Raw genomic sequence first — 19,390 nt, forward strand, 5'->3', positions numbered from 1 at the left:
GACCCTCACCGACGGTGAAAGCCGGCACGCCTCTGGGCGGGCCGGTGAAGCTCTCAGGTTGAGATGACAGAGGGGGAGGCCGTTCGGGCACCCGCGCCGTGGTGCCCCTCGCAGGTCGTGACAGACCAGGAGGCCTCCACCATGACCCCCCGTCGCACTTCGCTCTCCCAGCTGGAGCAGGGCATTCCGTTCGAGCAGCGCCACATAGGGCCCGATGCCGGAGCCCAGGCGAAGATGCTCGCCCAGGTCGGTTACGGCTCCCTCGACGAGCTGACCGCCGCCGCGGTGCCCGACGTGATCAAGAGCGCGGAGGCACTGAACCTTCCCTCGGCGCGTACCGAGGCGGAGGTCCTGGCCGAGCTGCGGTCGCTGGCCGACCGCAACGAGGTGCTGGCCCCGATGATCGGCCTCGGCTACTACGGCACCTTCACGCCGCCCGTCATCCTGCGCAACGTCATGGAGAACCCCGCGTGGTACACGGCCTACACGCCGTACCAGCCGGAGATCTCCCAGGGCCGCCTGGAGGCCCTGCTGAACTTCCAGACGATGGTCGCCGAGCTGACCGGGCTGCCCACCTCCGGCGCCTCCCTGCTCGACGAGGGCACCGCGGCCGCCGAGGCGATGGCGCTCGCCCGGCGCGTCGGCAAGGTCAAGAAGGGCGTCTTCCTGGTCGACGCCGACACCCTGCCGCAGACCGTCTCGGTGATCGAGACCCGTGCCGAGCCCACCGGCGTCGAGGTCGTCGTCGCCGACCTGAGCGACGGAATCCCCGCCGAGATCGCCGAGCGCGGCGTCTTCGGTGTGCTGCTCCAGTACCCGGGCGCCTCCGGTGCGGTGCGCGTCATCGAGCCCGTCATCGAGCAGGCACACGAGCTCGGCGCGATCGTCACCGTCGCCGCCGACCTGCTGGCCCTCACGCTGCTCACCTCGCCCGGCGCGCTCGGCGCGGACATCGCGGTCGGCACCACCCAGCGCTTCGGCGTCCCGATGGGCTTCGGCGGCCCGCACGCCGGCTTCATGGCGGTCCGCGAGAAGTTCGCCCGCTCCCTGCCCGGCCGCCTGGTGGGCGTCTCCGTCGACGCCGACGGCAACAAGGCCTACCGCCTGGCCCTCCAGACCCGCGAGCAGCACATCCGCCGCGAGAAGGCCACCAGCAACATCTGCACCGCGCAGGTCCTGCTCGCCGTCATGGCCGGGATGTACGCGGTCTACCACGGCCCCGAGGGGCTGCGGACGATCGCCCGTCGCACCCACCGCTTCGCCGCGATCCTGGCCGACGGCCTGCGGGGCGCCGGCGTCGATGTCGTGCACGGCGCGTTCTTCGACACCCTGACCGTGCGCGTCCCGGGCAAGGCCGCGGGTATCGTCGCGGACGCCCGGGAGCGCGGGGTCAACCTCCGCCCCGTCGACGCCGACCACGTCTCCATCGCCTGCGACGAGACCACCACCCGGGCGCAGATCGCCGCCGTCTGGGCCGCTTTCGGCGCCGAGGGCGACATCGAGGCGCTGGACGCCACGGTCGCCGACACGCTGCCCGAGGCGCTGCTGCGCTCCGACGACATCCTGACCCACCCGGTCTTCCACCAGTACCGCTCCGAGACCGCGATGCTGCGCTACCTGCGCAAGCTCGCCGACCGTGACTACGCGCTGGACCGCGGCATGATCCCGCTCGGCTCCTGCACCATGAAGCTGAACGCGACCGCCGAGATGGAGTCGATCACCTGGCCCGAGTTCGGCGCGCTGCACCCCTTCGCCCCGGCCGAGCAGGCACAAGGCTTCCTCACCCTCATCCGTGAGCTGGAGGAGCGCCTGGCCGAGGTCACCGGCTACGACGCGGTGTCCATCCAGCCCAACGCCGGCTCCCAGGGCGAGTTCGCGGGTCTGCTGGCCGTCCGGGCGTACCACCGGGCCAACGGCGACGACCAGCGCACCGTCTGTCTCATCCCGTCCTCCGCGCACGGCACCAACGCCGCCAGCGCCGTCATGGCCGGCATGAAGGTCGTCGTGGTGAAGACCGCCGACGACGGCGAGGTCGACATCGCGGACCTGCGCGCCAAGATCGAGCAGCACCGTGACGAGCTGGCCGTGCTCATGATCACCTACCCGTCCACGCACGGGGTGTTCGAGGAGCACGTCGCCGACATCTGCGGCGAGGTGCACGACGCCGGCGGCCAGGTCTACGTCGACGGCGCCAACCTCAACGCGCTGGTCGGGCTCGCCAAGCCCGGCAAGTTCGGCGGCGACGTCTCGCACCTGAACCTGCACAAGACCTTCTGCATCCCGCACGGCGGCGGCGGCCCCGGCGTCGGCCCGGTCGGCGTCCGCGCGCACCTCGCCCCGTACCTCCCCAACCACCCCCTCCAGCCCGCCGCGGGCCCGGAGACCGGTGTGGGCCCGATCTCGGCCGCTCCGTGGGGTTCGGCGGGCATTCTGCCGATCTCGTGGGCGTACGTCCGTCTGATGGGCGGCGAGGGCCTCAAGCGGGCCACCCAGGTCGCCGTGCTGGCCGCGAACTACATCGCCAAGCGCCTGGAGCCGCACTTCCCGATCCTGTACAACGGCCCGGCCGGTCTGGTCGCGCACGAGTGCATCGTGGACCTGCGTCCGATCTCCAAGGCGACCGGCGTCTCCATCGACGACGTGGCCAAGCGTCTGATCGACTACGGCTTCCACTCGCCGACCATGTCGTTCCCGGTGGCCGGCACGTTGATGATCGAGCCGACGGAGAGCGAGGACCTCGCGGAGCTCGACCGGTTCTGCGACACCATGATCGCGATCCGGGCCGAGATCGAGAAGGTCGCCACGGGGGAGTGGAGCGAGGACGACAACCCGCTGTCCAACGCCCCGCACACCGCGGCCGCGCTCGGTGGCGACTGGGACCACGGCTACAGCCGCGAGGAGGCGGTCTTCCCGGCCGGTGTGTCCGCCGCGGACAAGTACTGGCCGCCGGTGCGTCGCATCGACGGGGCCTTCGGCGACCGGAACCTGGTCTGCTCCTGCCCCCCGCTGGACGCGTACGACGACTGAAGCCGCCTGTCCTGGGGCGTGTGCCGTGAGCGGCGTACGCCGGACATGCGTCGGGGCCGGTGCGGAGATCTCTCCGGGCCGGCCCCTGTTCGTTGGGCCGTCCTCAGGCGGCCTTCACCACGCGGCCGACTGCCAGCGGCCGGTGCGGGGCGATGATCTGCCCGTCGGGCAGCAGTTCGCCGGTGTCCTCGAAGAGCAGGACGCCGTTGCACAGGAGGCTCCAGCCCTGTTCGGGGTGGTGGGCCGTCAGGCGGGCGGCCTCCCGGTCGGGCGAATCGGCGGTGGGGCAGGGTGGCTGGTGCTGGCACATGGATGGGTTCTTTCGCTGCGTCGAGTCGAGTGTCCTGCGGCTGGATGAGGTGTTCATGGCCGCCCCCGTATCAGTCGGTCCGGTCCCAGTGTTGCCCCACGGGGAAGATTCCGCAGGGATTTCGCTGCAGCACCCGTACTCCTCCCATGACGCATCACCCGCGCGGACGGTTCACCGCAACTGCACTGTCCTTCTGGGTGGTTCGGGGTGGCCGGATGGGGCTAGTCCGAGTGAGCAGCAGACCGCCCCCGCAGCACCCCCTTCCGCCGCCCGCACACCGGGCGGCGGAAGGGGGTGCTGCGGGGGCGGTCTGCGGGGGCGACTCCGGTCAGGCCGAGCTGAGGAGCGGCCCGGGGGCCACCCGCAGCGAGATGACGGGCAGCAGATCGGCGACCCGGTGCGGGCGGTGGGCGGCGATGCCCGGCGGGGCCGGCGCCAGGGGCACCAGGACGTCCGCCGGCGCGAGCATCCCGCCGGCGGGATCGGCCTCGGTGTCGCCGTGCAGCCAGAGGGTGAGCATGTACAGCTCGGGGATGGACAGCAGCCGCGCCTGGCAGGCGGTGGCCGACGCCTCCGCCTGCCGGACGGCCAGCTCGGTCGAGGCGAGGTAGGGCCCCTCGAAGAAGTGCGAGAACGTCCAGCCGTCGGGGGTGAGCACCGTGTCCGCCGCGGCGACCGCGCGGCCCTCGCTCCGGATCAGGAAGCGCCAGGCCGCGAGGCGTGTCAGGGGCGCTGTCCGGGTGGGAGTGAGCCGGTCCAGCACATGGACGGGAAGCGGTAGTTCGGGACTCAGCGGTCCCTGGACGGACCGGAGAGCGGATGTTCGGGCCTCGCGGACCGCGGTGGGAGAACCGAGGGCCGCGAGAACGCTGCGCAGGGCGGGCGCGGGAGCCGGGGGAACATGCAGCGGCATAGTGGGTCGCCTCTCACTTGGAGACACGGTGGAGCTTGGGCGGGTGCAGACGGCGCTGTCGGCATGCGGGGCCTGAGACGGCCGGTGACGGGCGAGTCGTATCAACTCTCTGCCTCGTTGAGCGAAGTTTATATGACGCATGTTCACACAGTGTTTCCGCTAGCAGCCGATGATATGTCTCACAAGGCGTCATCCGGCCTTCGAATCGCGGTATTCCTGGTGATTTGAGCCCTTGTTGTCGAACTCGACCTGGCATCCTTCCGGCGGTGCGGTCGGCCGAAACTCGTCGGTGTTTCCGCCACGGATGACCCAGCCGAAAATGCGGGGAGCCGCATGCCGCAGGAATGTGCCCCCGGTCTCCTTCCATCAGACTATCGGGTATCGGAGGCCAGTGGGGGCGTTACGGATCACTTCCGCTGGGCATTATCGATCGTGATGCGAGCGGCCTGGGCCGCGGGCCGCCCACTGGAGGAGGGACCCCTAGATGGGGGAGAAGGTCGTGGCGGTAGCCGTTGACCTGTCCGATCGACAGGCATACCGCACCAAGCTCAACCAGTGCCTGGAGGCTCTGGGCAGACTCCTGGCGGAGCGGAGGTTCGACCGGCCGCGGAACCTGATGGGGCTGGAGATAGAGCTGAATCTCGCGGGTTCCGACGGGATGCCCCGGATGATGAATCAGGAAGTGCTCCAGCGCATCGCGAGCCGGGATTTCCAGACCGAACTGGGGATGTTCAATCTCGAAGTGAATATTGTTCCGCACCGCCTCGGCGGCCGGGTATTCGATCAGCTCTCGGAGGAGTTGCGAACCGGACTCGCCTATGCGCACCGCAAGGCGGGGGAGGTGGACGCGGGGATCGTGATGATCGGGATCCTGCCCACCCTGGGGGAGCGCGACGTGGTGTCCGCGAATCTCTCGGACGTGGACCGTTACACCCTGCTCAACGATCAAATGGCGGCCGCCCGCGGGGAGGATTTCGCCCTCGATATCGAAGGCGTCGAGCGATTGGTCTGCACCTCGCCTTCGATCGCCCCGGAGTCGGCCTGCACCTCGGTCCAACTGCACCTCCAGGTGACGCCGGCCCGGTTCGCCGACGTGTGGAACGCCGCCCAGGCGATCACCGGCGTTCAGATCGCGCTGGGCGCCAATGCCCCCTTCCTCTTCGGCAAGGAGCTCTGGCGGGAGTCACGGCCGCCGCTGTTCCAGCAGGCCACCGACGTACGGCCGCCGGAGCTGGCGAACCAGGGCGTGCGCCCCAGGACCTGGTTCGGTGAGCGCTGGATCGGCTCCGCCCACGAGCTCTTCGAGGAGAACCTGCGCTACTTTCCGCCGTTGCTGCCGATCTGCGACGACGAGGACCCCCTGAAGGTGCTGGACGAGGGCGGGGTGCCCGAGCTGGCCGAGCTGGTGCTGCACAACGGCACCGTCTACCGCTGGAACCGCCCGGTGTACGGGATCGCCGACGGTGTTCCCCATCTGCGGGTGGAGAACCGGGTGCTGCCCGCCGGGCCGACGGTCACCGATGTGATCGCCAACGCCGCGTTCTACTACGGGCTCGTACGGGCGCTCGCCGAGGAGTCCCGGCCGGTGTGGAGCAGGCTGCCGTTCGAGGCCGCCGAGGAGAATTTCACCGAGGCCTGCCGGCACGGCATCGAGGCCGAGCTGCTCTGGCCCCGGCCGGGCCGCTCCGGAGGGCTGGCCAGGATCCCCGCCGTACAGCTGGTGCTGGAGGAACTGCTGCCGCTGGCCGCCGTGGGCCTGGACGCCTGGCACATCGAGCCCGCGGACCGGGACCGCTATCTCGGAGTGATCGAGGAGCGCTGCAGGCGGCGCGTCAACGGGGCCTCCTGGCAGGTGGCCACGTACCGCCGGGCCCTGGACGCCGGACTCGGGCGCGACGCGGCACTCGCGGCGACCACGCGCCGCTACGCCGAGCTGATGCACGCCGGGGAGCCGGTGCACACCTGGCCGGTGGGATTCCCGGCGCCCTGAGGCCGCCGCCGCGCCGGGCACCGAGGACGCACGGCAGTGACGGGTCCGGTTCCGGGCCGGTCACTGCCGTGCGGCGCGTGCGGCTTCGGCTTCCACCCGGTCACTCCTGTGCGGCGCGTCCGTTCTGGCCCGCTGCCATGATGGCCTGCAGGATCACCGCCTGGATCTCCGCCGGGTCGCTCACCTCGTAGCCGTCGCCGCCGGTGACCCGTGCGATCTCGGCGACCTCGTCGCGGTCCGCGTCCGGGCCCACGGCGATGGCGATGACCGGGACGGGGCGCTCCGGGTCGCGGAGCTCCTTCAGCTCGGCGGTGAGCCCGGTCCGCGAGATGCCGTTCTCGTCCTGGTCGGAGCCGTCGGTGAGGATCACCAGGGCGTTGAACTTGCCCTTCACGAACGTCGACCGGGCCTCCTTGTACGCGGCCAGCGTCGTGTCGTACAGCCCGGTCGCACCGCCCGGCACCGGCCGCAGGCCCGCGAACGCGGCCGTGAGCTTCTCCCGGTGGGTCCCGCCGCCCGCGGCCGGGTCGCCGAGCCGCTTCGTCGGCATGAGCCGCCGGTAGTCCTTCTCGCCGTCCAGCGTGGTGGCGAACTCCCACAGCCCGATCTCGTCGTCCGGGTTGAACTGGCCCAGCGCCCGGATCAGCGACTCCTTGGTGACGTCCATCCGGGACTGGCCCCGGCCCGGCACGAGTGTCGCCATGGAGCCGGAGGCGTCGACCACCGTGGTCAGCCGGGCGCTCTGCACGGTGACGGTCCACATCCCGAGCGTTTCCCGGAGCTCCTCCGTCGAGGGCGGCTCGGTGGCCGGTGCGGCGTACGGCTGGGGTTTCCTGCCGCCGGCCGCCACGACGAGGGAGTCCCTCGCGGTCCCGTCGCCGGCCCGGAACCCGTGCTCGGCGAAGGTGTCCTGAGCCTCCCGGTCGCCCAGCAGGTTCATGAAGCGCAGGGCCGCGCGGGACTCCGCGGTGCTCAGGCGTACCTCGTTCACCAGCGTGTCGGGTAGTCCAGCAGCGGAGTGCCGTCCTCCGGGTAGAAGAGGTCCAGCTTGCCCCCGCCGGTCGCCTCCGCGTTGTGCGTGAACGCCGACTGTTCGGAGATCAGAACCGCCTGGTTGCGCTTCGGGTTGCCCTCCTCGGCCCCGGACGTGCTCCGCGCCAGGGTCTCCAGCACCTGCGCGTCGCTGTCCGACATCCGCTCGGCGAGCACCTTCGCGGTCCGGGCGACCCGGGTGTCACTGTCCCCGCCCTGTCGCGCGGACGAGGCGCCGATGCCGGCGAGCGCCAGCAGCCCGGTGGCGCTGCGCGCCGGGTCCGCGGCGCCGAGTCGTACCCGGTCCGACCCGAGCGCCCCGGCGACCAACTCGGCCCAGGTGTACGTCTTCCCGGGCCAGCCCAGCGTCCGCGAGGCGGACGGCACCATGGCCAGGGTCACCGGTGAGAAGGCCACCGAATCGGACGGGGAGACGGGAATGCCCTCCCCCAGCCCCTTGGCCCTCTCCAGCCACAGATCGGAGTCGGGCAGCCAGACCTGGAAGTCGGGATCCGCGCCCCCGGCGGCGAGGGCTTCGGCGACCTTGTGCGAATCGCGGGCCAGCACCTCCACCGCGAGGCAGCGGCCGTCGGCCCTGACCTCGTCCGCGCGGGCCTGCTCGGCGATGGAGCGTACGGCGGGGGCGATGTCCGGGGACGCGACCACGGACAGCCGCACGGCGGAGTCCGCGCAGGATTCGGAGAACGACAACTGGCCGCCCCTGGCCGCCACGGCCGTTCCCGTCGCCGCGGCGAGGACGAGCAGGGTGGCGATGACCACCGTACGACGTCGGCGCCGGGGGCGCGGGTGGTCCCGGCCTCCTTCCGCCGCGTAGCCGTCGGGCAAGCTATGACGTCCCATGTCGGTGGTGCCCCTCCTTGAAGGTGAAACAAGGAAAAGGGGGACCACACACATCAGCGATGGCGGTCGTCCGCCAGCCTGTCACGCATGATCTTCGTACCTGTATTCGAGACCCTAGTGGGACGGTGAGTGGGATGAGACGCGATTGCAGAACTAAAGGCAGGTGTACAGGTGGAGACCGGGCGCATGGCTGATTCTTTTCCTCAAGAGGCCGTTTCGCGAGGGAACTTGCGGTCCGAGACGGTGCTGGTCCTGGCGCTCTCGCTGGGTGCCAGCGCGGTGTCCTCCCTCATCAGTTTTGTCGGATCACTGACGAAGCCGGGAGGTCTGCAGGATCAGGCGGCCAAGCTCAACGGTTCGTACGCTCCGGACCGTCCATGGCTTGATCTGTCATGGCAAATGTTCGGAATCGCAACGGCTCTGGTGCCGGTCGCGCTGGTCGCGCACCTGCTGATCCGGGAGGGAACGGGCCTGCGGGCCATCGGCTTCGACCGGGCCAGGCCCTGGTTCGACCTCGGCCGGGGAACCCTGGTCGCGGCCGGCATCGGCAGCGCGGGCCTGGCCTTCTACCTCGTGGCCCACGCCACGGGATTCAGCCTGACGGTCGTGCCCGAGTCCCTGCCCGAGGTCTGGTGGAAGTTCCCCGTACTGATCCTCTCGGCGATCCAGAACTCCGTGGTGGAGGAGGTCATCGTCGTCGGGTATCTGCTGCGCAGACTCGGGCAGTTGGGCTGGACGCCGATGGCCGCCCTGGTGGCCAGCTCCGTACTGCGCGGGTCGTACCACCTGTATCAGGGGATCGGCGGCTTCATCGGCAACGTGGTGATGGGTGTCGTCTTCGTGCTGCTCTACCGGCGCTGGGGCCGGGTGGGCCCGCTGGTCGTCGCCCACGCGCTCCTGGACATCGGGGCGTTCGTCGGATACGCGCTGCTCGCGGGCCGGGTCGACTGGCTGCCGACGCTCTGAGCGCGGTGCCCCGGGCGTTGGACGCGCCCCGGCGGGCCCGTGCTCAGAACGTGGTGAGCAGTTCGCCGTCGATCACCGTGACCGCCGTGCCGGTCAGCAGGGTGCGTTCGCCGCGCAGCGCGGTGCGGACCAGCCCCGAGCGGGCGGACGCCTGGAGGCCGGTGAGGTCGTCGCGGCCGAGGCGGGCCGACCAGAAGGGGGCCAGCGCGGTGTGGGCGCTGCCGGTGACCGGGTCCTCGTCGATGCCGACGCCCGGGAAGAAGCCGCGCGAGACGTAGTCGTAGCCCCGGGCGGGGTCCTCGGCCGCGGCGGTGGCGATGACGCCGCGCCGGGAGTGGGCCACCAGCGCGGCGAAGTCCGGGGCGAGCGCCCGTACGGTCGCCTCGTCGCGGAGCTCGACGAGCAGGTCACCGATGTGCTCGCCGGTGTCGTGCACCGAGATGGGATCGGCCCCGAGGGCGTCGGCGAGGCCGTACGGCACCGGCTCCTCGGTCAGCGCGGAGGTCGGGAAGTCGAGGGTGAGGGTGCCGTCCGGGTGGGCGGTCGAACTCAGGATCCCGCAGCGCGCGGCGAACCGCACCGGGCCCGTGGCCAGGCCCGAGGTGTGCAGGACGTGGGCGGTGGCGAGCGTCGCGTGCCCGCACATGTTCACCTCGGTGGCCGGGGTGAACCAGCGCAGCGCCCAGTCGGCCGTGCCCCCCGGCGGCAGCGGGTGGGCGAAGGCCGTCTCGGAGAGGTTGACCTCGGCGGCGATCTCCGAGAGGCGTTCGGCGGCCGGGAACGCGCCGCCCTCCAGCAGGAGCACGCCGGCGGGGTTTCCGGCGAAGGGGCGGTCGGTGAACGCGTCGACGATGCGAATTCTCATGGGGTGACCGTAGAGCGCGGGCGCGGAGACGGGCCAAGGCCAATTGCGGGTGTCTGGCCCCTGCCCGTCCGTCCGTCGTGCCGAGCGGTCGTGCCGGCCGGAGCTACCGGCCACTGCGGGAGGTCCGCCGGCTCACGTCGTTCCGTCGGCCGCTGTTCCTCCCGCGGGGCACGGAAGCACACGCCCCAGGCGGGCGAGCGGGGACGCGGCCATCAGGAGCGGGGACAGCATCATGCCCGCGGCCGTCACCAGGAGCCCGGCGCGCGGACCCCACTCCTGCGCGAGGAAGCCGCCGAGCAGCGAGCCGAGCGGAGTGAACCCCATACCGACGAAGGCGATCGTCGCGGCCGCACGCCCTTGCATCCCGTCCGGCGTGACGGCCTGCCGCACCGACATGACCGTGACGTTCACCAGCTGGCTGAAGGTCCCGAACACGAAGTTGGCGGCAAGGAGCGCGAGGACCGTCGCGGCCGAGGAACCGTGCAGTGCCGGTACGCAGAGCAGGGCCCCGTTACCGAGCACCGCCGCCGACACGAGCACCACGCCGTGGCCGAACCGCCCCGGCAGCCGTGCGGCCAGGACCGAGCCCAGGAGCGCGCCCGGCCCGGTCGCCGCGAGAGCGAGGCCGACGGTGGCGCCCGCCAGGTGCAGTTCGCGCGGAAGGAAGAGACGGCCCGACCGGAACCCGGACCGCCGGAGGAAGAAGGAGAGGGAGAAGGGGGAGAGGGAGGGGACTGCACAGAAACCTCTGGGGTCGCCGGGTACGAGAACCGCCGCCCGGCGCGCGAAAGCACACCCGGGCATCGGGCGGGTAGGGGCTCGCTGTGCCGCGATCTCAGGGGCAGCACGCGATGACGGGCCGGTCTCGGCCTACGACGTCAGCGCGCGCTCGGACGACCGGGCATGTCTCTCCGCTCCTGGTGGGTCATTCGTCGGCCGGAGCGCTAGCGCTCGGCGGGCGGGGGCGAAAGGCGATTATGGGGAGTCCTGGCGGTCTTGGGGGTCCTGGTGGTTCGGGCGTCCTCGCCGGTGACCCGTCCCGGCGAGGACGCCGTGATCCGCAGTGCCGGGTATCGCCCTTCCGTCGGTACTGCTCGCGCCGGTTCGACCGGCACGAGCAGTACCGACGGCGAGGTCGCATCACGCGACGGCGGTGCCCTCGAGTTCGACCAGCTGGCCGGGGACCGCCAGTCGTGTCACCCCGAGCATGGTGCCGGCCGGCGCCACCCCGGCCGCGCCCAACCGCCCCGCCAGGGCACCGTAGTGCTGGAAGAGCAGATCGACGTCGGTCGTGTAGACGTTGAGGCGGACAAGGTTCGCGAGGGACATGCCGGCCTCGCCGAGCACGGCCTCCAGGTTGTCGACGCTCAGCGTCAACTGCGCCGCCATGTCGCCGTCGTGCTGGGGCTTGCCGTCGACGCTCATCGCGGTCTGCCCCGAGACGTACAGGGTCCGGGCCTGCCCGGAGACGACTTCACCCTGGTTGAACCCCAGATCCACCGACCACGTCACCGGGTTGACGGCTGTTCGTTCCACTGCCACTTCAGCTCCATTCGATTCAGGGAGTACGTACGTCCATGGGCTCGGCGGCCGCCGCTTCGACGTCGTGCTGAGGGAGCCTCCCAACCGATGACGACACCCTTGGTCGTGTATTTCGCTACCGTTCCCGTATGCGCGCCGACCGATTGGTCTCACTGGTCCTGCTGTTGCGTCAGCGCGGTCGGCTGTCTGCGGCCACGCTGGCCCGTGAGCTGGAGGTGTCCACCCGTACCGTGCTGCGCGACATCGAGGCGCTGTCCGCCGCCGGCGTTCCGGTCTACGCCGAACGCGGCCGGCACGGCGGGTTCGCGCTGCTGCCCGGTTTCCGGACCGAGCTCACCGGGCTGAATCACGACGAGGCCCTCGCCCTGCTGGCCGCCGGATCAGGGCGCGGGGAGCAGGTGCTCGGGCTCGGATCCGCGCTTGCCTCGGCCATGCGGAAGGTGGTCGACGCGCTGCCCGAAAGCCATCAGGCCACCGCGAGCGACGGGGCCCAGCGGTTTCTCGTCGACCCGGAGACCGACCTGCTCTCACGCCGGGCCGTCGCCGACGAGGTGCCCGGCGCCACCATGGTCGAGGTCCGTCGCGCCGTGCTCGCCGGGCACAAGCTGCGCATCCACTACGCGGCCACGGGCCAGGCGCCGCAGTGGCGCACGGTGGACCCGATCGGCCTGGTCACCGTACGGGGCCGGGGCTATCTGCTGGCGACGAGAGCCGGCGCGGACCGCACCTACCGGCTGTCGCGTGTGCTGGCCGCCGAGGAGCTCCCCGAAACGGCACAGCGGCCGGACCGGGTCGATCTGGACCGGATCTGGCGGGAACGTTCCGCGCGGTTCCTCTCCGACGACCACCTCACCGTGCTGGTGCGGGTGAACCCTGCGCGGCGGGAGGAGCTGCTGGACACCGTGCTGACCGTCCGCGCGGAAGACCCCGACGCGGACGGCCGGCCGCGGCTGGAGGTCACCTTCCAGGATTCCCGGCACGCCGAATGGGCGCTGTGGCAGCTCGGTACGGATGCGGAGGCCCTGGCCCCGCAGTCCTTGCGCAGCGCCCTGCGCGACCGCGCCGCCACGGTCGCGGCCCGCTACGGAGACGCGTCCTGAGAGCTGTTCGGCCGGACAGGTCGGACGCTGCCGCCCCGCGGCGGCGGTACGTCAGCTCTGTGCGCTGTCGTCGTCCGTCTGCCCGGTGCTCTCAGCCGCGCCTGTCTTCTCGCGCATCTTGCGAACCAGCTCCGCCTTCTGGTCGGCCGCACCCTGGCGGTCGAGGTTGCGGTGCGGACCGTTGTTCTGCCGTTCGGCGCGGGACAGCTTCTTGCGCTGGCCGCCGCCCTGGCCCACGGGGTTGTTGATGTTCTTGCTCACGGTCACGGGTTCTCCCGGTAATGATGTGAAGTGATCTACGGATTCATCGGTGGGGGACGGGCGGCGACGTCGCAGGACGTCAGCGGCGGCCCATCACGCGCTCACTCGTAAATCGGCGTCTGGAATGACAAAGACGTTACCCGGTTCCGTCGGCTCCGCACACCAACCTTCTCGCCGCCCCGGCGTCGGCCGCGCCTCGGAGAGCGCCCAAAGGGCCATTTCGTGCGTACGACGCCGTCGGTGACGGCGAGATGATCCAGGAGATCGGCGAGCGCAGCGGCGGGGCCTGGCGGCCCAGCCCCGGCTCCGTCTATCCGACGCTCCAGCTGCTGGAGGACGAGGGTCTGATCGTCAGCGCCAGCGAGGGCGGCAAGAAGCTGTTCACGCTCACCGACGCCGGACGGAACGAGGCCGAGACCGGGCCCGAGGCTCCGTGGGAGGAGGCCGGGCGCGGTGTGGACTGGGAGGGCGTCAACGAGATCCGGCAGGCCGGATTCGGTCTGATGGAGGCGTTCGGGCAGGTCTGGAGGACCGGCTCGGCCGATCAGCGGCAGAAGGCGCTGACGGTCATCAACGACGCGCGCAAGAGGCTCTACCTGATCCTCGCCGACGAGCACTGAGCCGGGCGTGAAGCGAGCCGTGTGTGAAGCGAGTGAAGCCGGACATGCGGGAAAGGCCCCGCGGGACGATTCCGCGGTGCCTTTCGCGCACCGTGCGGCCGGGCGTGATCAGGGGGTTACGAGCACGCCGAGCTTGCGCAGTGACTCCTGGAGCGCCGCCGTCGCGGAGTCCTTGAGCTTGCCGCCCATCAGGGAGACCGCCGCGCCGGTGAACTCGCCGTCGATGCGCATGGTCGTGGCGTCGCCCTCCGGGGTCAGGGAGTACCGCATGGCCAGGTTGACCCCCATCGGGCCCTTGCCGCGGGTCGCCAGCAGGCGGCCCTTCTCCAGTTCGTCGACCGTCCAGACCACCTCGGCCGGGAAACCCATCAGCTTCATGTTCTCCTCGTAGGTGGCCGCGAGCTCCAGTTCGGCCGGGCCGCCCCGGGGGAAGCTGGTGTGGGTGGCGTTCCACTCCCCGTACGACGAGAAGTCCGTCAGGCGGTCCCAGACCTTCTCGGTGGGCGCCTCGATGCGTGCCTCGGCGCTGACTTCAGCCATGCGGCCACCCCTGGTTCGTCCGGTTTCGGTGTCGCGGAACGTAGTGGCAGCTGTGCCAACATTCAATACTGATGAGCCGTCAGATCTGTTGGGGCTGCCGGTTCCGCCAGATCACCGCGGCGTCGAAGCGGTCCGAGGCGCGGGGATGGGGGCCCTCGTCGTGGCAGTGGAAGGCCGTCCAGAAGAGATCGGCGGGCAGGGCGTCGGCGGGTGCGTACACGCGGTAGACGTACTGCAGCCCGTCCTGGGCCAGCAGGGCGACCATCCAGAACACCTGTTCCTCCCCTCCCGCCCCCGCCGCGTGCGCTGTGGCGTGAGGGACGTACGCGCGGGGGTCGGCGGTTGCCCCGGGGGCGTGCGATGCAAGGCGGCGCGCGCCCCGAGAGCCGACATGGTTGTGCCTTTCGGCACGATCTCATCCGCAAGGATGATGGGTCGCTCCGGCGTCCCCAACTTCGGTGGGATGCCCGATGGGTCGCTCCGGGGATGTCTTCCGGCCGCCGGACTGATGGGGTAGAGGTGTGCAGAACCGGACGCCGCGCATGCCTGAACAGCCCATACCGAGCCACGTCGAACTCGATGCCCGCTTCACCGCGGAACTGGCATCGGTGCTGACGGGTGCGCGCAGGCGTGCCCTGCGCGACGGGGACCGGCACATCGACACCGCCCACCTCCTGCACTCGCTGATCGAGACGGACCCCGAAGTCCGCGAGGCCTTCGACGGAGGGGCGCAGTTGGCCAGGGTGCTCGGCTATCTCGTCCAGCGCAGCATCGGCTACGGGCTCCGCTGGCAGGGCTCCGTCGAGGACTCCGGGGCCGTTCCGGTGGTGCGCGAACCGGCCGTCGACGGCTGGTCGCCCTCCGCTCTCGCCGCGATGGAGGGCGCGCGGCGCCGTGCGGCGTCGCGCGGCGCCGCACGCGCCGCCGGTCTCGATCTGCTCGCCGCGCTGGCGGCCGACGCCGAGTCGCGCGCGGTGGAGGTGCTTTCCCGAGGGGGCGTGGACGCGCGGCGGCTGGCGGACCGGGCGGCCGTGCTCACGGCCGGGGCGGTGCGGCACGGATGAGTCCGTGAGGGTGCCATCTCGACAGGTGTCACGGGGATGACGGTGCTGTCGACTGCTGCCATGATGTGCCGATGCACGCGTCTTCGGGGTTTCAGGGCAGAAGCGCCGGGCTGGGCCTCGCCCTGGTCTCGGCCTTTGCGTTCGGCGGTTCGGGAGTGGCGGCCAAGCCGCTGATCGAGGCGGGGCTCGACCCGCTGCACGTGGTCTGGCTGCGGGTCGCGGGCGCCGCCGTCATCATGCTCCCGGTCGCCTGGCGCCACCGGAACCTCGTACGGGAACGTCCCGCCCTGCTCGCCGGATTCGGCCTGTTCGCGGTGGCCGGGGTCCAGGCCTTCTACTTCGCCTCGATCTCCCGTATCCCGGTCGGCGTGGCGCTCCTGGTGGAATACCTGGCGCCCGCGCTGGTCCTCGGCTGGGTCCGCTTCGTGCAGCGCAGGCCCGTCACCCGGGCCGCCGCGGTCGGCGTGGTGCTGGCGGTCGGCGGCCTCGCGTGCGTCGTCGAGGTGTGGGCCGGGCTCAGGTTCGATCTCCTCGGGCTGCTGCTGGCTCTCGGTGCCGCCTGCTGCCAGGTGGGCTACTTCGTTCTCTCCGACCATGGAGGACAGGACGACCGGGACGGCCGGGACGGCGAGGGCAAGCACGCCGAGCCTCCGCACCCCGTCGGCGTCATCGCGTACGGACTGATCGTCGGCGCGGCCGTCCTCACCGTCGTCGCCCGCCCCTGGGGCATGGACTTCTCACTGCTCGGCGGCAGCGCGGGCATGAACGGCAACGAGGTCCCCGCCTGGCTGCTGCTCGGCTGGATCGTGCTGCTCGCCACCGTGCTCGCGTACGTCACCGGGGTCGTCTCGGTCCGGCTGCTCTCGCCCCAGGTGGCCGGGGTCGTCGCCTGCCTCGAAGCGGTCATCGCGACCGGGCTGGCCTGGGTGCTCCTCGGCGAGTACCTCTCCGCGCCGCAGCTCATCGGCGGACTCGCCGTCCTGACCGGTGCGTTCATCGCCCAGTCCGCCGCGCCGAAGCCCCCGTCGGGCCCCGTCGCCGGCGGCGCCGGGGCCGGGGCGGCGGCCGGGGCCGCCGAGGGCGAGTTGTCCAGGGGCCGGGCCCCGCATTAGCATCCCGACCGTGCATCTGACTGTGCTGCCGCCTCCCGCCGCCTAGCGCGGGCGGCCACTCCTGACGAAGACCGGGCTCGGGCAGTTCCCGAGCGGTTCGTCGCTGCCCGCATGTGGAGCCGAGCGACCCACCACCCCGTCCTCCTCTGGAGAAGTCACATGTCCACCCCTGTTGCTTCCGTGCTGCCCGTCGGGCGGAGCCTGCTGTACCTCGTCGTCGCCGGAGTCGCCTGGGGCACCGCCGGTGCGGCCGCGTCCCTGATCTTCCGGGTCAGCGATCTCGGCCCCCTCACCCTGTCCTTCTGGCGCTGCGCGGGCGGCCTCGTCCTGCTCGCCGGGGCGCTCGCACTGCGCCCCCGCCGCGCGTCCCGGGGGCCCGAACCCCGGCGGCGCCGGCTGCTCCGGATTCTCGGCACCGGCATCGGTCTCACCCTGTTCCAGACCGCGTACTTCGCGGCGGTCGAGGTCACCGGTCTCGCCGTCGGCACCGTCGTCACGCTCGGTGCCGGGCCCGTCCTGATCGCCGTCGGGGCGCGCCTGCTGCTGGGCGAACGCCTCGGCAGGGGCGGCCTGGCCGCCGTTACCGGGGCGCTGACCGGACTCGCCGTGCTGGTCCTGGGCGGCGAGGGCGGCGATGTCGTGCCGGCCGGGGTGCTGCTGGCGCTGCTGTCCGCCGCCGGGTACGCGGCGATCACGCTGCTCACCCGGTGGCTCGGGCGGGACGGCGGCGGCGGTGACGCGCTGACCACCAGCGCCTGGGCGTTCGGCATCGGAGCGGTGGGCCTGCTGCCCATGGCCCTGGCCGAGGGGCTCGTGCCGCACACCGCCGAGACCGGGCAGGTGCTGTGGCTGCTGGTCTATGTGGCGGCGGTCCCCACGGCGCTCGCCTACGCGCTGTACTTCGCCGGAGCGGCCGCCGTCCGGGCGGCCACCGTCTCCGTGATCATGCTCCTGGAGCCGGTGAGCGCGGCGGTCATCGCGGTGACCGTCCTGCGGGAGCGGCTGACGGCGGCCACGGTGCTCGGCACGCTGCTCCTGCTGGCCGCCGTGGCCGGACTGGCCCTCGCGGAGGCGCGCGGTGCGGCGGTCGCCCGTCGGAAGGAGGCCGTGGCGGTGTGACGGGCCCGCCCGGCGAGGGTGGTGCAGGTCGCGGCAGCCATGGCTGCCGCGACCTCCGTCAGAGCGCGGACAGGTAGTCCGGTACGCCGATGGCGGGATCCAGGTCGTCCGCGGGAACCGGCGCCGCGTAGCCCCGGGTGAGCGGCACGATGCCGGTCCAGTGAGGGAGGGCGCTGTCCTCGGGCTCGTCGTTGGGCCCGCCGGTGCGGACCTTCGCGGACACCTCGTTCAGGTCCAGCCGGATCACCGCCGTCGCGGCGAGCTCCTTGGCGTCGGCCGGCCGGGAGTCCTGGGAGCGGCCGGGCACGACCTGGTCCACGATCGCGTCCAGGGCGAGCCGCCGCTCCTCGGGGTCGGTCACCGTCACGGCCGTGCCGTGCACCACCACCGAGCGGTAGTTCATCGAGTGGTGGAAGGCGGACCTGGCCAGCACGAGGGCGTCGACATGGGTGACCGTCAGGCAGACCGGCAGCCCCGGATCAGCGCTCTTCGCAGACCGCAGCGGTCGCGAGCCCGTCGAGCCGTGGACGTACAGCCGCTCTCCTGTCCGGCCGAAGAGGGTCGGCAGGACGACCGGGGCGCCGTCGCGCACGAAGCCCAAGTGGCAGAGGTATGCCTCGTCGAGGATCGAGTGGACCAGCTCGCGGTCGTAGGAGGCGCGCTCCTTGGACCGGGTGGGCACCGTGCGATCGGTGGGAAGGTAGGGGGCGGCGACGCCGGAGCCCGTGCCGTTGGGCGGTGCGGTGTGCTGCATTGCTTACTCCATTGCACTAGTGCATCATAGTCTTTGTGCTAGGAGAATATCGGATCAGTGGGCGGCGCGCATCGGAGATCGCGGCCAGTGTGGAGCGCGGGGTCGGTTCGGGAGAGCTGCCGCCGGGTCATGTGCTGCCCCCCATGCGGGAGTTGGCGACGCGCTTGGAGGTCAATCCCAATACGGTGGCGGCTGCCTACCGGACGCTGCGCGAGCGCGGGGTGATCGAGACGGCGGGCCGCCGGGGGAGCCGGGTGCGCCTCGCCCCGGCCAGTACGTCGCGCGGATCGCTGCGGATCGAGGCGCCCCCGGGCGTCCGGGACCTCGGCAAGGGGAATCCCGATCCGGAGCTGCTGCCCGACCTCGGGCCGGCGCTCGCCGCGGCCGCCACCGTCGATGCGGAGAGCCACGGTCTCTACGGGCAGGCCCCGGTGGTCGCGGAGTTCGCCGCGTACGCCCGTGCCGCGCTGGACGCCGACGGGGTCCCCGCCGGGCCGCTCGCCGTGACGTCCGGCGCCCTGGACGCGATCGAGCGCGTCCTCGCGGCGCACCTCAGGCCGGGCGACGCGGTGGCGGTGGAGGACCCCGGCTGGGGCAGCGTGCTCGACCTCGTACCGGCGCTCGGGCTGCGCGCCGTACCGGTCGGCGTGGACGACTCCGGTCCGCTGCCCGCCGATGTGGAGCGGGCGCTGCGGGCCGGGGCGCGGGCCCTCGTCGTCACCGACCGGGCACAGAATCCGACCGGTGCGTCGCTGGACGAGCCGCGCGCCCGAGAGCTGCGAGCGGTCCTCGCCCGGCACCCGGGCGTGCTGCTGATCGAGGACGACCACGGGCACGCCATCGTCGACCTGCCGCTGCATCCGCTGGCCGGGGTGACGGCCCACTGGGCGTTCATCCGCTCGGCGGCCAAGGCGTACGGCCCGGATCTGCGGGTCGCCACGCTCACCGGGGACGCCGTCACGGTCGACCGGGTGACGGGGCGGCAGCGGCTCGGGCCCGGCTGGGTCAGCCGGCTGCTCCAGCGCGCCGTGCTCCAGCTGTGGACCTCGGACGCCGTCGACACCCGTACGGTCGCGCGGTCCTACGGTGATCGCCGGGAGGCGCTCATCCGTGCACTGGCGGAGCGCGGCGTGAGCGCCCGGGGCCGCAGTGGGATGAACGTGTGGGTGCCTGTGAGCGACGAGACCGGGGCCGTCGCCCGGCTGCTCCACGCGGGCTGGGCGGCCGCCCCTGGGGCCCGTTTCCGGCTGGACGCGCCCCAGGGGGTGCGGCTCACCGTCTCCCCGCTGGCCGCGGCGGACATCGGGCCCCTGG

17 protein-coding genes and 2 pseudogenes are annotated in these 19,390 nt (G+C 71.8%); 9 read left to right on the forward strand and 10 right to left on the reverse strand.

All coding sequences use genetic code 11. The annotated features are described in order from the left end of the window. Positions 1 to 141 precede the first annotated feature (141 nt). Positions 142 to 3,027: an aminomethyl-transferring glycine dehydrogenase gene (gcvP, locus tag B9S58_RS18890; RefSeq protein WP_103533299.1), complete on the forward strand. Its 2,886-nt coding sequence runs from the start codon at positions 142 to 144 to the stop codon at positions 3,025 to 3,027. A 103-nt stretch (positions 3,028 to 3,130) separates the two neighbouring features. On the opposite strand, the gene B9S58_RS18895 is transcribed toward gcvP, so the two are convergent. Both B9S58_RS18895 and B9S58_RS18900 read right to left on the reverse strand, forming a co-directional pair. Beyond that, a complete protein-coding gene (locus tag B9S58_RS18895; protein ID WP_103533300.1) occupies positions 3,131 to 3,337 on the reverse strand; it encodes a DUF5999 family protein in 207 nt (68 codons plus the stop codon). A 328-nt stretch (positions 3,338 to 3,665) separates the two neighbouring features. Beyond that, positions 3,666 to 4,250: a hypothetical protein gene (locus B9S58_RS18900; RefSeq protein WP_103533301.1), complete on the reverse strand. Its 585-nt coding sequence runs from the start codon at positions 4,248 to 4,250 to the stop codon at positions 3,666 to 3,668. A gap of 484 nt (positions 4,251 to 4,734) precedes the next feature. Between B9S58_RS18900 and B9S58_RS18905 the strand changes: the two genes are divergently transcribed. Beyond that, on the forward strand, positions 4,735 to 6,240 hold the full coding sequence (locus tag B9S58_RS18905) for a glutamate--cysteine ligase (RefSeq protein WP_103533302.1): 1,506 nt from the start codon (positions 4,735 to 4,737) through the stop codon (positions 6,238 to 6,240). A 100-nt stretch (positions 6,241 to 6,340) separates the two neighbouring features. On the opposite strand, the pseudogene B9S58_RS18910 reads toward B9S58_RS18905, so the two are convergent. Next, a pseudogene (locus B9S58_RS18910) lies at positions 6,341 to 8,133 on the reverse strand (substrate-binding and VWA domain-containing protein). Between the two features lie 186 nt (positions 8,134 to 8,319). On the opposite strand from B9S58_RS18910, the gene B9S58_RS18915 reads away from it, so the two are divergent. Further along, on the forward strand, positions 8,320 to 9,099 hold the full coding sequence (locus B9S58_RS18915; protein WP_103533315.1) for a CPBP family intramembrane glutamic endopeptidase: 780 nt from the start codon (positions 8,320 to 8,322) through the stop codon (positions 9,097 to 9,099). A 43-nt stretch (positions 9,100 to 9,142) separates the two neighbouring features. Here B9S58_RS18915 and B9S58_RS18920 read toward each other — a convergent pair whose 3' ends face one another. The 3 genes and pseudogenes from B9S58_RS18920 to B9S58_RS18930 all read right to left on the reverse strand — a co-directional run bounded on the left by B9S58_RS18920 (position 9,143) and on the right by B9S58_RS18930 (position 11,500). After that, a complete protein-coding gene (locus tag B9S58_RS18920; protein WP_103533303.1) occupies positions 9,143 to 9,964 on the reverse strand; it encodes a PhzF family phenazine biosynthesis protein in 822 nt (273 codons plus the stop codon). Between the two features lie 132 nt (positions 9,965 to 10,096). After that, positions 10,097 to 10,633 (reverse strand): annotated as a pseudogene (locus B9S58_RS18925) (MFS transporter); the annotation flags it as partial. Positions 10,634 to 11,104: 471 nt separating this feature from the next. After that, positions 11,105 to 11,500 carry a RidA family protein gene (locus B9S58_RS18930; RefSeq protein ID WP_103533304.1) on the reverse strand — a complete coding sequence of 132 codons (396 nt, stop codon included), beginning with the start codon at positions 11,498 to 11,500 and terminating at the stop codon, positions 11,105 to 11,107. Positions 11,501 to 11,634: 134 nt separating this feature from the next. On the opposite strand from B9S58_RS18930, the gene B9S58_RS18935 reads away from it, so the two are divergent. Next, positions 11,635 to 12,606, forward strand: a complete 972-nt coding sequence (locus tag B9S58_RS18935) for a YafY family protein (protein ID WP_103533305.1) — start codon at positions 11,635 to 11,637, stop codon at positions 12,604 to 12,606. A 51-nt stretch (positions 12,607 to 12,657) separates the two neighbouring features. On the opposite strand, the gene B9S58_RS18940 is transcribed toward B9S58_RS18935, so the two are convergent. Next, on the reverse strand, positions 12,658 to 12,873 hold the full coding sequence (locus tag B9S58_RS18940) for a DUF6243 family protein (RefSeq protein WP_103533306.1): 216 nt from the start codon (positions 12,871 to 12,873) through the stop codon (positions 12,658 to 12,660). A 245-nt stretch (positions 12,874 to 13,118) separates the two neighbouring features. On the opposite strand from B9S58_RS18940, the gene B9S58_RS18945 reads away from it, so the two are divergent. Then, the gene (locus tag B9S58_RS18945; protein ID WP_103533307.1) at positions 13,119 to 13,487 is read left to right on the forward strand and encodes a PadR family transcriptional regulator; all 369 of its coding nucleotides are present in this window, start codon (positions 13,119 to 13,121) and stop codon (positions 13,485 to 13,487) included. A 108-nt stretch (positions 13,488 to 13,595) separates the two neighbouring features. Here B9S58_RS18945 and B9S58_RS18950 read toward each other — a convergent pair whose 3' ends face one another. Together B9S58_RS18950 and B9S58_RS18955 are read right to left on the reverse strand one after the other, a co-directional pair. Continuing rightward, positions 13,596 to 14,027, reverse strand: a complete 432-nt coding sequence (locus B9S58_RS18950) for an SRPBCC family protein (RefSeq protein WP_103533308.1) — start codon at positions 14,025 to 14,027, stop codon at positions 13,596 to 13,598. Between the two features lie 79 nt (positions 14,028 to 14,106). Next, positions 14,107 to 14,301, reverse strand: coding sequence for a hypothetical protein (locus B9S58_RS18955; protein WP_103533309.1), 195 nt, complete (start codon positions 14,299 to 14,301; stop codon positions 14,107 to 14,109). Between the two features lie 247 nt (positions 14,302 to 14,548). Here B9S58_RS18955 and B9S58_RS18960 point away from each other — a divergent pair, with 247 nt between their 5' ends. From B9S58_RS18960 to B9S58_RS18970, 3 genes are all read left to right on the forward strand, one after another. Further along, entirely contained in the window at positions 14,549 to 15,091 is a 543-nt protein-coding gene (locus tag B9S58_RS18960) for a Clp protease N-terminal domain-containing protein (protein WP_181009371.1), read from the forward strand. Positions 15,092 to 15,162: 71 nt separating this feature from the next. Next, a complete protein-coding gene (locus B9S58_RS18965) occupies positions 15,163 to 16,203 on the forward strand; it encodes a DMT family transporter (RefSeq protein ID WP_103533311.1) in 1,041 nt (346 codons plus the stop codon). A 159-nt stretch (positions 16,204 to 16,362) separates the two neighbouring features. Beyond that, positions 16,363 to 17,322 carry a DMT family transporter gene (locus B9S58_RS18970; RefSeq protein WP_103533312.1) on the forward strand — a complete coding sequence of 320 codons (960 nt, stop codon included), beginning with the start codon at positions 16,363 to 16,365 and terminating at the stop codon, positions 17,320 to 17,322. Positions 17,323 to 17,380: 58 nt separating this feature from the next. On the opposite strand, the gene B9S58_RS18975 is transcribed toward B9S58_RS18970, so the two are convergent. After that, positions 17,381 to 18,076: a pyridoxamine 5'-phosphate oxidase family protein gene (locus tag B9S58_RS18975; RefSeq protein ID WP_103533313.1), complete on the reverse strand. Its 696-nt coding sequence runs from the start codon at positions 18,074 to 18,076 to the stop codon at positions 17,381 to 17,383. 35 nt (positions 18,077 to 18,111) lie between these two features. Here B9S58_RS18975 and B9S58_RS18980 point away from each other — a divergent pair. Continuing rightward, positions 18,112 to 19,390 (forward strand): aminotransferase class I/II-fold pyridoxal phosphate-dependent enzyme (locus tag B9S58_RS18980; protein WP_103533316.1); only part of this gene is annotated, 1,279 nt, incomplete at its 3' end.

The organism is Streptomyces sp. SM11 (assembly GCF_002910905.1).
Taxonomy (GTDB): domain Bacteria; phylum Actinomycetota; class Actinomycetes; order Streptomycetales; family Streptomycetaceae; genus Streptomyces.